Below are 14,584 nucleotides of genomic sequence, written 5' to 3' on the forward strand. Positions count from 1 at the left end.
CCCCGGACGCCACAAGGGTCGACCCGGACCTCGGACGACCACCGCATCTACCGTCGTGGCATCGCCGTCGCCGCGGCTCTCCGGCTCGCATGCGGCATGTTCGTCACCTACGGAGTCCTCGGCTCCGATGACGACCCGGTGGACAAGCGGCCGACCTCGCCCAGTGCCGAGGTGATTCATGAGGTGCTCGGCGAGGGCGCGGCCGACATCTCCTACCGCGAGGGCCGGCGGCGGCAAGGCGGACAGCGTCAGCAGCGCCCGCCTGCCGTGGAGGAAGACCTTGAGCGTTCCGTTCGGCGCTTCCCCTGTCGTCAACGTCACCCTCGGCGAGAAGGGGGGCACGGCCAGCTGCACCCTGGCCGTACGTGCCAGGCACGTCCAGCGCGCCACCGCCACCGGTGCCTTCGGCCGGACCACATGCAGCAGTGAACTCCCCGCCCCCGAGGCGTCCGCAGCCGCTGACGTAACCCCGTGACCCCGCAGCTCTTCCGTCGTACGGCCAGGGTCGTGGCGCGATGGCGCGGGCGCGCACAGTGCCTGCGTGAGGAGGGCTGCGCCGCCATCCTCGACACTGCGAACGGCCTCGGGCACACCGCCGGCCCCGCCGAACGACAAGTGTCGCCACCGCGCGGCGTTCACTGGCAACAACCGTCGCCGGGCCTCCAGGCGGCGGGGTGTCGCCGGCGCACCGGACGAGATCGGGGGAGACGGAGACCGAGAGGCTCTGCAGACCACCGCACGGTGCATCACGGCCTGTTCGGCCGACCGTCCTCAGTCGGAGGCCACCGGCAGGACGTCCGGCGAGAGCGCGCCGGCGCGGACAGAGCCGCTCGTCATACGGCGACGATGGTGACGCCTGCACAACACCTCGTAGCCGACCTCCGCAGCGGGGCTGCTCACATCACCGACCACGACCTGCTCACCTTCCACCACCATCTCGCCGCCCACCGTGCGGGCATTGTGCGTGGCACGCGCCCCGCACCAGCACATCGCCTCCACCTGCAGCGTCTCAAGGCGGTCCGCCAGCTCGATCAGGCGCCGCGAGCCGGGGAAGAGCTTCGTGCGGAAATCGGTGGTGATACCGAACGAGAAGACATCCAGGCCCAGGTCATCCACGACCCGCGCCAATTGATCGATCTGCACCGGCTCCAGGAACTGCGCCTCGTCCACGATCAAGTAGTCGACCCTGCCGCCCTGCGACACCCGGTCGACGACATAGGCGTACAGGTCCATACCCTGCACGGCCTCGACCGCCTCGGTCACCAGCCCGAGCCGGGACGAGAGCTTCCCCTCCCCCGCACGGTCATCCCGAGTGAAGTTCAGACCCTGCAGCCCTCTCGCCGACCGGTTGTGCGCGATCTGCAGCGCCAGCGTGCTCTTTCCGCAGTCCATCGTTCCGGAGAAGAACACAAGCTCGGGCATGAGAAGTCGAGCGCCTTTCGAGTGCGGTGCAGTGGGGGAAACGGGGCTTACGAGCGTACTTCGAGGAGCGGAACGAGCTGTTCCACGGAAGTCAGCGAGCCGTGCATGCCGACCATCGCCGACTCATGGGGCTCGTTGACCGAGGCGGTGATCACCACGTCGTCGTGGGCGGCCGCCACCACGTCGCCGATCCTGCCGTACACGCGCTCGTCGATCCGTGGGCCGAACCAGCCGGCCGCGACGGCCTCGTCCCTGCTCGCCACCCAGAACTGCTCGCCGAGCACCTCGCGCCAGACGGTCAGTACGTCGGCCTGGGCTCCGGGGACCGCGTACACGTGGCGGGCGCGGCCCTCGCCGCCGAGCAGGGCGACTCCGGCGCGGAGCTCCCAGTCCTCGTCGAAGTCGATCCGGGACTGCTCGTCGAACGGGATGTCGATCATGCCGTGGTCGGCGGTGACGTACAGCGCCGAGCGGGGCGGGAGCTGTTCGGCGAGGCGCTGGGCGAGACCGTCGACGTACATCAGCTGGCCCCGCCAGGCGTCGGAGTCGACCCCGAAGCGGTGCCCCTTTCCGTCGACCTCGCTGTAGTACGTGTAGACGAGGGACCGGTCGCCGGCGGCGAGCCGCTCGGCGGCGAGATCCATCCGGTCCTCGCCGGACAGCCGGCCGAGGAAGGACCCGCCGCTGAGCGCGACCTTGGTGAGCGGGGTCTGCTCGAAGTCGGGCGAGGAGACCTGGGCGGTGCGCACGCCCGCGGCGTCGGCGAGCTTGAAGACGGTGGGGTACGGCTGCCAGACCTTGGGCGCGGTCCACGGCTTCCAGCGGAGCTGGTTCATCAGCTCGCCGGTTTCCGGATTGCGCACGGTGTAACCGGGAAGGCCGTGCTCGCCCGGGGGCAGCCCCGTACCGACCGAGGCGAGGGAGGTCGCCGTCGTGGACGGGAAGCCCGCCGTGATCGGGCGGCCGGTGCCGCCGCGGGAGGTGGGGAGCAGGGAGTGCAGGAAGGGGGCCTCGTCCGGGTGGGCCCTGATCTGCTCCCAGCCGAGTCCGTCGATCAGGAAGACGCAGTTCCGGTCGGCGGGGGTGAGCTCCGGGATCGTCGCCTCGAAGCCGGGTACGCCCTGGCCGGCGGCGAGGGTCGGCAGCAGGTCGGCGAGCGAGCCGCTGCCGTACTCGGGCGCGGGGGCGGTGTCGGGAGCGAGCAGAACGGGGTCCTGCCAGGCCGGCTGGACCATCAGCGGCCGGTCGCCGCGGTCGCGGCCGTGGCCTCGGAGAGTGCCTGGGCGAAGGCGAGGGTCTGGCGCACGGTGTCCGGGCCGTCCCCGGCCTCGCTGACGCGCAGGCTCAGGTCGTCGGCGGTGGAGCTGCCCGTGTACCCGTGGTCGGCCTCGCAGTTGGGGTCGCCGCAGGCGGCGGGTTCGAGGTCGAGCCGGGAGACCGCCCCCCAGCCGATCGTCAGGACGACCTCGCGGGGCAGGGTGCCGGGCACGTACTTCTCGGGGTTGGCGACCACGCGGGAGACCACGACGGACGAGATCCGGTCGAGCTTGACCGACTCGGTGGACGTGGTGGCGTACGGCGTCGGGGAGCTGGTGTCGGCGGCCTGTTCGTCGGTGTGGCTGACGATGAAGCGGGTACCCGTCAGGACGAGGACCGTGACGTGGCGGCGCACCTCGTTGGAGTCGAAGGTGGTCTCCTGGTGCACCAGGTACGAAGCGACCGGCTCCCCGCCGACGGCGGCCTCCACCGCCTCGGCCACGAGGGCCGGGTAGTAGCCGCTGCGCTCGATCGCCGCGCGCAGCCCCTGGGTCGTCGTACCGGTCTTTGCCATGCGGACCATCCTACGGGGGGCAGGTGACTGCCGGGGACGCCCTGCGCGGCTCTGTGACAGGTGAGCAGTCAGTAACTGGGGAGACGGCGGGGGCCGAGGTCGGTGCGGGCCGGCGGCGGGGCGAGCCGGACGGTCGCCCCGAGCACGGTCAGCCCGTGTGTGGCGACGACGACGGGTTCCAGGGCGACCGAGACCACCTCGGGGTGGTCGTCGACCAGCCGGGAGACCCGCAGCAGGAGCTCTTCGAGCGCCGCGGTGTCCGCGGGCGCGGAACCACGCCAGCCGAAGAGCACCGGCGCCGCCCTGATGGAGCGGATCAGCTCGGCGGCGTCGCGGTCGGTGACCGGCACGAGCCGGTGGACGGTGTCGCCGAGCAGCTCGGAGGGCGCGCCGGCCAGGCCGAAGGAGAGGACGGCCCCGGCGGCTGCGTCGATCGAGGCGCGCACGACGGTGTCCACCCCGCGCGGCGCCATGGCCTGGACGACGGGCCGCAGCTCTGCGGGGGTGCCGAGCAGATCGGTCAGTTCCTCGTAGGCACGGCGCAGGGCGCTCTCGTTCACGAGGTCGAGCCGGACACCGCCGAGGTCCGCACGGTGACGGAGGTGGGGGGCGGTGGTCTTGAGTGCCACCGGGTAGCCGAGCTGCGCGGCGGCGGTGACGGCGGCCTCCGCGTCGGGGGCCGGGAGAGCGGGCCGTACGGAGAGCCCGTAGAGGCCGAGCAGCTCGCGGGCCTCGTCATGGGTGAGCGGGCGGCCCCGTGGGTCGGGCGCCGGGCCGAGCAGCCGCTCGATCAGGGCGGCGGTGCCCTGCTCGTCGATGGTGTCCTGCAGGAACTCGGGGACCTTGCCGGGGGTGGCTGCCTGACGCCGCCACTGTGCGTACTTCACGGCCTCGGCCAGGGCCCTCACGGCCCGCTCGGCGGCGGGGTAGGAGGGGATGCGCCCGGTACGGAGCTCCGGGGCGGGTGCGCCACCGGCCGCCCCGCCGGATTCCGACTCCGCGCTCCCGGCCGCCCCGGACCCGGCGGCGGCCGGGAGCGGCCGGCGGGTGCCGGTCCCCGGTGCGCTCGGTGCATGGGGCGCGGAGCCACCGGGGCCCGTCCGCGCACCGGGCGCGTCCGTCCGCCGGACCTCCGTGTCCGCGGCGGGCGAGCCCGGGACCACCGGGCCCGGGGCGCCGCTGCCGGTGGCGTCGCCGGATACCGGTGCGCGGTTCCCGCGCGGAGCGGCCGTGCTCGCTGCGGCGGCCAGGGCCTGTGCCAGGCCGCCCATCTCCACGTGTACGACCGCCACCGGCTTGGCCGGGCCCGTGGCCGCCGCCTCGCGCAGCGCGGCGGCGAGCACCTCGCCGTCGCCCGTCTCCGGCTCGCCGTTCTCCCCCACCCATGGGATCGCCGTCACGATCACGGCGTCGCAGGTCCGGTCGGCGAGCGCCTCGGCAAGCGCGTCCCGGAAGTCCTCGGGTCCCGCCTCCGTGGTGAGGTCGCGGGGCGGTCGCGGACGCAGCCCTTCGGTCAGGCAGGCGTCGTAGGTGAGGAGGCCGAGGGACTCGGAGTTGCCGAGGATCGCCACCCGCGGACCGTTCGGCAGCGGCTGATCGGCGAGGAGCAGCCCGGCGTCGAGCATCTCCGTCACCGTGTCGACGCGGATCACGCCGGCCTGGCGCATCAGCGCGGAGACCGTCGCGTCGGGGATCCGGCTGACCGGGACGGCGTGTCCGGGCGGGGTGGAGCCGCTGTGCCGGGCCCCCTTGACCACGACCACGGGCTTCACCGCGGCCGTCCGGCGCGCGAGCCGGGTGAACTTGCGGGGGTTGCCGAGCGATTCGAGGTAGAGCAGGGCCACATCGGTGTCCTCGTCCTCGAACCAGTACTGCAGGAAGTCGTTCCCGGAGACGTCGGCCCGGTTGCCCGCCGAGATGAAGGTCGACAACCCCGCGCCACGCCGGTACAGGCCGGACAGGACGGCGATGCCGATCGCGCCGGACTGGGTGAACAGCCCGATGCGCCCGGCCGCGGGCGATTCGGGGGCGAGGGAGGCGTTCAGCCGGACCGCGTCGGAGGTGTTGATGATGCCGAAGGCGTTCGGGCCGATGATCCGCATGCCGTACGAGCGGGCCTGCCGGACCAGTTCGCGCTGCCGCTCCCGTCCTTCGGCTCCGCGCTCGGCGTAGCCCGCGGAGAGGACGACGAGGCCCTGGACTCCGTGTTCGCCGCAGTCGGCGACCGCCTCCGGCACGCGGTCGGCGGGGACGGCGACGATCGCGAGGTCGACCTGTTCGCCGATCTCGCCGACGGAGCGGTGCGCGGGGACACCCTCGACCGTGGTCGTGCCGGCGGGGAAGGAGCGGTTCACGGCGTACGTGCGCCCGGTGAAGCCGGAGCCGAGCAGATTGCGCAGCACGGTGCGGCCCACACCGCCGGGGGCACGCCCGGTGCCGACGACGGCGACGGAGCCGGGGGCCAGCAGCCGCTGCACGGAGCGGGACTCGGCCCGCTGCTCACGGCCGCGCTGGACGGCGAGGGACTCGGCGGTGGGTTCCAGGTCGAGCGTGAGGTGGACGGACCCGTCCTCGAAGCTCCGCTGCTGGGTGTACCCGGCGTCCCGGAACACCTTGATCATCTTGTTGTTGGCAGGAAGTACCTCGGCGGCGAAGCGGCGGATGCCACGCTCACGGGCGACCGCCGCGATGTGTTCGAGGAGGGCCGAGGCCACGCCGCGGCCCTGGTGGGCGTCCTGGACGAGGAAGGCGACCTCGGCCTCGTCGGCGGGCGCGGAGGCGGGCCTGCCCTGCTCGTTGATCCGGTCGTAGCGGACGGTGGCGATGAACTCCCCGCCGATCGTGACGGCCAGACCTACCCGGTCGACGTAGTCGTGATGGGTGAAGCGGTGCACGTCCTTGGCGGAGAGACGCGGATACGGGGCGAAGAAGCGGTAGTACTTCGACTCGTCGGAGACCTGTTCGTAGAAGCTGACCAGCCGGTCGGCATCGTCCGTGGTGATGGGCCTGATCCGCGCGGTGCCACCGTCGCGGAGCACCACGTCCGCCTCCCAGTGATCGGGGTACGCATGGTGCGGACTCTGCTCCGGCGTGGGCTCCATGGGCAAAGCCTACGGCCCGGACGCACCGGTAGCGGAGGGGTCGGTGCGCGGGCACGCTGAGGAAGCCGTTCGGCGGTGGCCCGCCGGGCCGGAGGCCGGGCACGGCCGTACGCACCGCATGAGAGACTGGTCTAGACAACCTATTGACACGTGAAGGGCAGAACCATGGCTGAGCGCCGCGTCAACGTCGGTTGGGCCGAGGGCCTGCACGCCCGCCCCGCTTCCATCTTCGTCCGTGCCGCCACGGCCTCCGGCGTCCCCGTGACGATCGCCAGGGCCGACGGCGCCCCGGTGAACGCCGCGTCCATGCTCGCGGTGCTCGGTCTGGGCGCGCAGGGCGGCGAGGAGATCGTGCTCGCGTCCGAGGCGGACAACTCGGAGGCTGCCCTGGACCGTCTGGCGAAGCTGGTCGCCGAGGGGCTCGAGGAGCTTCCGGAGACCGTCTGATCCGGCCGGCCCGTACCGGAACTCTTTCCACGGGTAAGCCGCGACACCCCTCGGGGGTCGCGGCTTACCTGTTTCCGGAACGGGAAGGAGGAACACCCGACAGACCGGAATCAGGGCAGCAAAAAGAAAGCCCTCCCGCAATTACCTTCTCTGTATACGGCGCAATTGTTAATGACGGACGCCCGCGGTGTTTACGGCGTGTTGCGAAGTCCTCACCCGGGACGCGACCGCCGCGCGCTCCGGCCGGTCCGTGCGGCGCAGCAGCCGGTGCGCGGCCGTGGCGCGCTCGGCGTGCTGGGTGGCGAGCACCCGGGCCCGTTCCGCGTCGCCGCGCGCCACGGCGTCCACGAGGGCGCCGTGCTCGGCCCAGGAGTCGGCGGGGCGGGCCGGCTGCTCGACCGCGTACATCCAGGCGATCTTGTGCCGGAGCTGGGTGAGCAGCGCGATCAGCGCGGGACTGCCCGAAGCCTGGGCCAGCGTCTCGTGGAACCAGCCGCCGAGGGAGCGCAGGTCCTCCCCCTCACCCCTGCGCACCCGCTCCTGCCCCAGCCTGACCAGGCCTCGGAGCACCTTGAGGTGTGCCTCCGTACGGCGTTGAGCGGCACGTGCGGCGCCGAGGGGCTCCAGAAGCATCCGTATCTCCAGGAGGTCGGCGGCCTCCTGTTCCGTGGGCTCCGCGACGCATGCCCCCGCATGCCGACGGGTGACGACGAACCCCTCGGACTCCAGGGTGCGCAGCGCCTCGCGCACCGGGACACGGGAGACCCCGTAGCGACGCGCGAGCACCTCTTCGGTGAGGCGGCTGCCACGCTCGAAGACACCGGAGACGATGTCGTCACGGATTGCCGTGCATACCGAATGCGCGGGAATGCGCATGTCCGAACCTCCGCCTTAATCCCCGCGAAACGCGGCCGATCGACGCCTGTTCCGTGACTCTATTGCAATCAGCGTGAATTTCCGATGCCGGAGCGGAATCCATGCATATCTTCTGCCCGGAAAGCACTTCCGCGGAGCTTCGTCGCGCACCTTCCCCGGCGGCACGACGAAGGCCCCGGCGGGTCTTGGGTTCTAACGGCCCTCGCAACACCCGCGATCTGTGGGAGTTGCGAGGACCCCTTGAACCCAAGGGTGCCGGGGCCTTCGTCGACGGGACAGCCCGCGACAGGTCAGACCTGGACTCCGTGCGCGCGGAGGTAGGCGACGGGGTCCATGTCCGAGCCGTACTCCGGGGTGGTCCGCGCCTCGAAGTGCAGGTGCGGTCCGGTGGAGTTGCCGGTCGAGCCGGAGAGGCCTATCCGCTGGCCCGGGGTGACGCTCTGGCCGACCGAGACGCCGATCGAGGAGAGGTGGCCGTACTGGGTGTACGTGCCGTCCGTCATCCGGAGCACGACGTTGTTGCCGTAGGCCCCGCCCCAGCCCGCCTCGACGACCGTGCCGGCGCCGACCGCGACGACGGAACTGCCGGACGCGGCGCGGAAGTCCACGCCGGAGTGGCTGCCGGAGGACCAGAGGGCGCCGCCGGACTTGTAGCCGGTGGTCACCTGGGAGCCGGCGACCGGCAGGTGGAAGGAGTTCAGCCGGGCGCGCTCGGCTGCGCGGGCGGCGCGCGCCTCGGCCTCACGTGCTTCCTCGGCCCGGGCTTCCGCTCTGCGCTTCGCCTCGGCCTTCGCCTTCGCCTTCGCTTCGGCCTTGGCGGCGAGGTCGGCCTGATGCTGCTGTGCCTTCGCCTGGGCGGCGATCTGGTCGGCGAGGGTGGAGTCGATCGTGACGGCCTGGGTCAGGCCGGTGCCGCCTGCGGTGAGGGCCTCGGAGTCCGCGGCGAGGGCCGGGGAGGACACACCGCCGATGACGCCGGTGGTGGCCAGAGCCGCGATGCCTGCGACCTGGGCGCTCCTGCGCGTCAGGCGGCTCGGGGCACGGTGCTTCCCGGTGGCACGGGTGAACGCCATGGAGGGGCTGATCCTTTCCTTCCTTCTCGCCTACCGGGTTAGCTGACGGGTTCGGAGCAGGAAGGTCTCCTACGGACGCATTCGCCCCGTGCGAGGGCGCAGGCGTCCGATTCACCCCAGGGACTTCGTGGGTCCCCGGCTCCCCAGGCTCGCGCCTGACGGGGACTCGGCGATGGCTGCCCGGCGCCGCGGACGCGGCATATGTCTGACGGACAGCCGGGCCGACGCTAGGCCGGACGACTTTCCGACGCCAAACGGATCAGGCCTTTTGTCATACATCCCACAGGACATAAAGCCGCATGTGCGGTTGACACGGACAAATGGGAGGACCCCGGCGAGAACGTACTCGCCGGGGTCCGCGTCGCTCCGGGCACGTCAGCCGTTGACGACCGTCACCTCTCCGATGCCCAGCGCCCTGACAGGCTCCGCGATCTGCGCGGCGTCCCCGACGAGGACGGTGACCAGACGGTCGACCGGGAAGGCGTTGACCACCGCGGCGGTGGCCTCCACCGTGCCGGTCTCGGCCAGGCGGGCGTACAGCTGGGCCTGGTAGTCGTCCGGGAGGTGCTGCTCGACCTGGTCGGCCAGGGTGCCCGCGACGGAGGCAGCCGTCTCGAACTTCAGCGGAGCCACGCCCACGAGGTTCTGCACCGCGGTCTCGCGCTCGGCGTCCGTGAGCCCTTCGGCCGCCAGCGTGCGCAGGACCTTCCACAGATCGTCCAGCGCGGGCCCGGTGGACTCCGTGTCCACGGAACCGCTGATGGCGAGCATCGCGGCACCGGTCGCCCCGGAGGCGGATCCGGGTGCGGTCGAGCGCAGCACCTGCCCGAAGGCACGGACCCCGTAGGTGTAGCCCTTCTCCTCGCGCAGCACGCGGTCCAGCCTGGAGGTGAGCGTGCCGCCCAGGCAGTACGTGCCGAGGACCTGGGCGGGCCACACGCTGTCGTGCCGGTCGGCGCCGATCCGGCCGATCAGCAGCTGGGTCTGCACGGCTCCGGGACGGTCGACGACGACCACACGGCCGGTGTCGTCCGCGGTGATCGCCGGTACCGGGCGGGACTCGGCGGCGTTGCCCGACCAGTCTCCGACGGTGTCGGCGAGCAGTGCGTCCAGGTCGACCCCGGTGAGGTCGCCGACGATCACGGCCGTCGCGGTGGACGGGCGGACATGCGCGTCGTAGAAGGCGCGCACGGCCGCGGCGTCGATCCGGCGCACCGTCTCCTCGGTCCCCTGGCGCGGGCGCGACATCCGCGCCGTTGCCGGGAAGAGCTCCTTGGAGAGCTGCTTGGCTGCGCGGCGGGCCGGATTGGCCTGCTCGTGCGGGATCTCGTCGAGACGGTTGCCGACCAGGCGCTCCACCTCGCTCTCCGAGAAGGCGGGCGCCCGCAGCGCCTCGGCGACCAGGCCGAGCGCCTTGGCCAGCCGGGATACCGGGACCTCCAGGGAGACGCGGACGCCGGGGTGGTCGGCGGACGCGTCCAGGGTGGCGCCGCAGCGCTCCAGCTCGGCGGCGAACTCCTCCGCGGAGCGCTTGTCCGTTCCCTCGGACAGCGCCCGCGCCATGATCGTGGCCACGCCGTCCAGGCCCTCGGGCTCGGCGTCCAGGGGCGCGTCCAGGAAGATCTCCACGGCGACGACCTGCTGGCCGGGGCGGTGGCAGCGCAGCACGGTCAGGCCGTTGGGCAGGGCGCCGCGCTCGGGTGCGGGGAAGGCCCAGGGCCTGGCCTCGCCTGCGGTCGGCTGCGGGTGGTACTCCATCGCTACTCCAGTCACGGCGGCGTCGGTCACTTGTCGGCCCCCTCGTGCGCGTCGGTGCCGTCCGTCTCGTCGGCCGGTTCGACCGGCTCGTAGACAAGGACGGCCCGGTTGTCGGGACGCAGATGCGCCTGGGCGGCCGCCTGGACCTCCTGGGCGGTGACGTCGAGAACCCGCTGCACCGCGGTCAGGGCGAGCTGCGGGTCGCCGAACAGGACGGCGTACCGGCACAGTTCGTCCGCGCGGCCCGCGACCGTGCCGAGCCGGTCCAGCCACTCCCGCTCCAACTGGGCCTGCGCCCGCTCCATTTCCTCGGGCGTGGGGCCCTCGGCGGCGAACCGGGCGAGCTCCTCGTCGACGGCCGCCTCGATCTGCGGCACCTCGACGCCGCCGGACGTCTTGACGTCCAGCCATCCCAGCGAGGGCGCCCCGGAGAGCCTGAGCAGCCCGAATCCCGCGGCCACCGCCGTACGGTCCCGGCGGACCAGGCGGTTGTGCAGCCGGGACGACTCGCCGCCGCCGAGCACGGTCAGCGCCAGGTCCGCGGCGTCACACTCCCGGGTGCCGTCGTGCGGCAGCCGGTACGCGGCCATCAGGGCACGCGCGGGGACCTCCTCGTGGACCACCTCGCGCAGCTGCTCGCCGATGGTGCCGGGCAGCGTCCCGTCTCGCGGCGGCTGCTTGCCGTCGTGGGAGGGGATGGAGCCGAAGTACTTCTCGATCCAGGCGAGCGTCTGCTCCGGGTCGATGTCCCCGACCACCGAGAGCACCGCGTTGTTCGGCGCGTAGTACGTACGGAAGAACGCCTGCGCGTCCTCCAGCGTGGCAGCGTCCAGGTCGGCCATCGAGCCGATCGGCGTGTGATGGTATGGGTGGCCCTCCGGGTACGCGAGGGCGGTGAGCTTCTCGAACGCCGTGCCGTACGGGACGTTGTCGTACCGCTGGCGGCGCTCGTTCTTCACGACGTCGCGCTGGTTCTCCATGGACTCTTCGTCGAGCGCGGCGAGCAGGGAGCCCATCCGGTCGGCCTCGAGCCACAGGGCCAGCTCCAGCTGGTGCGTGGGCATCGTCTCGAAATAGTTGGTGCGCTCGAAACTGGTGGTGCCGTTGAGGGAGCCCCCCGCGCCCTGCACCAGCTCGAAGTGCCCGTTCCCCTTGACCTGGCCGGACCCCTGGAACATCAGGTGCTCGAAGAGGTGAGCGAGGCCGGTGCGTCCCTTGACCTCGTGGCGGGAACCGACGTCGTACCAGAGGCAGACCGCCGCGACCGGGGTCAGATGGTCCTCGGAGAGCACGACGCGCAGGCCGTTGGCCAAGCGGTGCTCGGTCGCCGTCAAGCCGCCGGAACCGGCCTGGGCTGTGGCCGTGTGACCCATGGGCATGTACGTCCCTTCGATCGATACAGGATTTCCTGCCGGACCTGCCACTGTAAGCAAGCGCACGGGCACCTGGCGAAGTTCCCGTTCCGTGAATGTTGTCGTAGATGCTGCCGTAAACAGGGGCTCCGGGGACGCCCGGGAGACCACTTCGGACGGGTCGAGGTCGGCGTTGTCGGTACGGCGGTCCACAATGGTCGGCGTCAGAACCTGAGGTTGCCCGACAGAATCTGTGAAGGAGTCGCAGCCGCGATGGCCCGCCGCAGCACGAAAACCCCGCCGCCGGACGACTTCGAGGAGAAGATCCTCGACATCGACGTCGTCGACGAAATGCAGGGCTCCTTCCTCGAGTACGCGTACTCGGTGATCTACTCCCGCGCTCTGCCCGACGCCCGCGACGGCATGAAGCCGGTGCACCGCCGCATCGTGTCCCAGATGAACGAGATGGGGCTGCGCCCCGACCGCGGCTATGTGAAGTGCGCCCGCGTCGTCGGCGAAGTGATGGGCAAGTTGCACCCGCACGGTGACGCGTCGATCTATGACGCACTGGTGCGCATGGCACAGCCGTTCTCGATGCGCCTGCCCCTCGTCGACGGTCACGGCAACTTCGGCTCGCTCGGCAACGACGACCCGCCGGCCGCCATGCGGTACACCGAGTGCCGGATGGCCGATGCCACGTCGCTGATGACGGAGTCCATCGACGAGGACACCGTCGACTTCCAGTCGAACTACGACGGCCAGGAGCAGGAGCCGGTCGTCCTCCCCGCGGCGTACCCGAACCTCCTGGTCAACGGCGCGTCCGGGATCGCCGTCGGCATGGCGACCAACATGCCCCCGCACAACCTCGGAGAGGTGATCGCCGCCGCACGCCATCTCATCAGGCATCCGGGCGCCGACCTGGAAACCCTGATGCGCTTCGTCCCCGGACCCGACCTGCCGACCGGCGGACGGATCGTCGGCCTCGGCGGCATCAAGGACGCGTACGCAGCCGGGCGCGGCACGTTCAGGATCCGTGCCACCGTCGCCATAGAGAACGTCACGGCCCGGCGCAAGGGCCTCGTCGTGACGGAACTCCCCTTCACCGTGGGCCCGGAGAAGGTGATCGCCAAGATCAAGGATCTCGTGGGGTCGAAGAAGCTCCAGGGCATCGCGGACGTCAAGGACCTCACCGACCGGGCGCACGGTCTGCGCCTGGTGATCGAGGTCAAGAACGGCTTCGTGCCGGAAGCCGTGCTGGAGCAGCTCTACAAGCTGACGCCGATGGAGGAGACCTTCGGCATCAACAACGTGGCGCTGGTGGACGGGCAGCCGCTCACCCTGGGGCTCAAGGAGCTCCTGGAGGTCTACCTCGACCACCGCTTCGAGGTCGTGCGCCGGCGCAGTGAGTTCCGCAGGACCAAGCGTCGCGACCGCCTGCACCTGGTCGAGGGTCTCCTCGTCGCTCTGCTCGACATCGACGAGGTCATCCGCCTCATCCGGGACAGCGACAACTCGGCGCAGGCGAAGGAGCGCCTGATGGAGCGCTTCTCGCTGAGCGAGATCCAGACGCAGTACATCCTGGACACCCCGCTGCGCAGGCTGACCCGGTTCGACCGGATCGAGCTGGAGGGCGAGCGCGACCGGCTCGCCGGCGAGATCGCCGAGCTGACGGCGATCCTGGAGTCGGACGCGGAGCTGCGCAAGCTCGTCTCGGCCGAACTGGCCGCGGTGGCGAAGAAGTTCGGCACCGACCGGCGCACGGTGCTGCTGGAGTCGGCCGGTTCTCAGGTAGCCTCCGTACCGCTGGAGGTCGCGGACGACCCGTGCCGGGTGCTTCTCTCCTCGACGGGCCTGCTGGCGCGTACGGCCGGCGCCGACCCGATCGTCGTGGCCGAGGACGCCAGGCGCACCAAGCACGACGTGATCGTCTCGGCGGTCGCCGCGACGGCGCGCGGCGATGTGGGTGCGGTGACGTCCACCGGGCGGCTGCTGCGCCTCTCGGTGATCGATCTGCCGCAGCTGCCGGACACCCACGCGGCGCCCAATCTCTCGGGAGGGGCTCAGATCTCGGAGTTCCTGACGCTGGGCACGGACGAGGAGCTCGTCTGTCTGACCACGCTGGACGAGGAGTCCTCCGGACTGGCCATCGGCACCCTGCAGGGGGTGGTGAAGCGCGTGGTGCCCGACTATCCGGCGAACAAGGAGGAGTTGGAGGTCATCACGCTGAGGGACGGTGACCGCATCGTCGGCGCGACGGAGTTGCGTACGGGCGAGGAGGACCTGGTCTTCATCACCTCCGACGCGCAGCTGCTGCGCTATCCGGCGGCGCAGGTGCGTCCGCAGGGCCGTGCGGCGGGCGGCATGGCGGGCGTCAAGCTCACGGCGGGTGCCACGGTGCTCTCGTTCACGGCGGTGGATCCCGCGGCGGACGCCGTGGTGTTCACGGTGGCCGGTTCGCACGGCACGCTGGACGATTCGGAGCTGACCTCGAAGCTCACCCCCTTCGACCAGTACCCGCGCAAGGGGAGGGCCACCGGCGGGGTGCGCTGCCAGCGCTTCCTCAAGGGGGAGGACGTCCTGGTGTTCGCCTGGGCGGGCGGTGTTCCGGCCCGGGCCGCGCAGAAGAGCGGCGCGCCGGCGCAGCTGCCTGCCCAGGATCCGCGCCGCGACGGTTCGGGGACACCGCTGGCCGGACCGGTCGCGGTCATCGCCGGACCGCTGTAG

General features: G+C 71.5%; 11 protein-coding genes and 1 riboswitch. Of the genes, 3 read left to right on the plus strand and 8 right to left on the minus strand.

All coding sequences use genetic code 11. The features are described 5' to 3' along the window. The first annotated feature begins 280 nt into the window (after positions 1–280). Entirely contained in the window at positions 281–475 is a 195-nt protein-coding gene (locus AB0F38_RS19805; protein WP_361894666.1) for a hypothetical protein, read from the plus strand. A gap of 296 nt (positions 476–771) precedes the next feature. Here AB0F38_RS19805 and AB0F38_RS19810 read toward each other — a convergent pair whose 3' ends face one another. The 4 genes from AB0F38_RS19810 to AB0F38_RS19825 form a co-directional block, all read right to left on the minus strand. Further along, complete coding sequence (locus AB0F38_RS19810; RefSeq protein ID WP_361894669.1) at positions 772–1,422, minus strand: thymidine kinase; 651 nt, start codon at positions 1,420–1,422, stop codon at positions 772–774. Between the two features lie 47 nt (positions 1,423–1,469). Further along, positions 1,470–2,657 carry a nucleotide pyrophosphatase/phosphodiesterase family protein gene (locus AB0F38_RS19815; protein ID WP_361894672.1) on the minus strand — a complete coding sequence of 396 codons (1,188 nt, stop codon included), beginning with the start codon at positions 2,655–2,657 and terminating at the stop codon, positions 1,470–1,472. Next, positions 2,657–3,253 (minus strand): DUF5998 family protein, encoded by a 597-nt coding sequence (locus AB0F38_RS19820; RefSeq protein ID WP_361894675.1) that lies wholly within the window; start codon positions 3,251–3,253, stop codon positions 2,657–2,659. The genes AB0F38_RS19815 and AB0F38_RS19820 overlap by 1 nt, the downstream gene beginning before the upstream one ends. A 68-nt stretch (positions 3,254–3,321) precedes the next feature. Next, on the minus strand, positions 3,322–6,354 hold the full coding sequence (locus AB0F38_RS19825; RefSeq protein WP_361894677.1) for a GNAT family N-acetyltransferase: 3,033 nt from the start codon (positions 6,352–6,354) through the stop codon (positions 3,322–3,324). Between the two features lie 165 nt (positions 6,355–6,519). Between AB0F38_RS19825 and AB0F38_RS19830 the strand changes: the two genes are divergently transcribed. Further along, the gene (locus AB0F38_RS19830) at positions 6,520–6,801 is read left to right on the plus strand and encodes an HPr family phosphocarrier protein (RefSeq protein ID WP_361894680.1); all 282 of its coding nucleotides are present in this window, start codon (positions 6,520–6,522) and stop codon (positions 6,799–6,801) included. Positions 6,802–6,969: 168 nt separating this feature from the next. On the opposite strand, the gene AB0F38_RS19835 is transcribed toward AB0F38_RS19830, so the two are convergent. The 4 genes from AB0F38_RS19835 to AB0F38_RS19850 form a co-directional block, all read right to left on the minus strand. Next, positions 6,970–7,677 (minus strand): GntR family transcriptional regulator, encoded by a 708-nt coding sequence (locus tag AB0F38_RS19835; protein ID WP_361894683.1) that lies wholly within the window; start codon positions 7,675–7,677, stop codon positions 6,970–6,972. A 290-nt stretch (positions 7,678–7,967) separates the two neighbouring features. Continuing rightward, complete coding sequence (locus AB0F38_RS19840) at positions 7,968–8,750, minus strand: M23 family metallopeptidase (RefSeq protein WP_361894686.1); 783 nt, start codon at positions 8,748–8,750, stop codon at positions 7,968–7,970. Positions 8,751–8,763: 13 nt separating this feature from the next. Next, positions 8,764–8,932, minus strand: a riboswitch (cyclic di-AMP (ydaO/yuaA leader). A 193-nt stretch (positions 8,933–9,125) separates the two neighbouring features. Beyond that, complete coding sequence (locus tag AB0F38_RS19845; RefSeq protein ID WP_361894898.1) at positions 9,126–10,508, minus strand: pitrilysin family protein; 1,383 nt, start codon at positions 10,506–10,508, stop codon at positions 9,126–9,128. 26 nt (positions 10,509–10,534) lie between these two features. Further along, complete coding sequence (locus tag AB0F38_RS19850; protein ID WP_361894689.1) at positions 10,535–11,887, minus strand: pitrilysin family protein; 1,353 nt, start codon at positions 11,885–11,887, stop codon at positions 10,535–10,537. A 246-nt stretch (positions 11,888–12,133) separates the two neighbouring features. Between AB0F38_RS19850 and AB0F38_RS19855 the strand changes: the two genes are divergently transcribed. After that, positions 12,134–14,584, plus strand: coding sequence for a DNA topoisomerase IV subunit A (locus AB0F38_RS19855; protein ID WP_361894692.1), 2,451 nt, complete (start codon positions 12,134–12,136; stop codon positions 14,582–14,584).

It is taken from the genome of Streptomyces sp. NPDC025273, from assembly GCF_040638585.1.
GTDB lineage: Bacteria > Actinomycetota > Actinomycetes > Streptomycetales > Streptomycetaceae > Streptomyces > Streptomyces cinereorectus.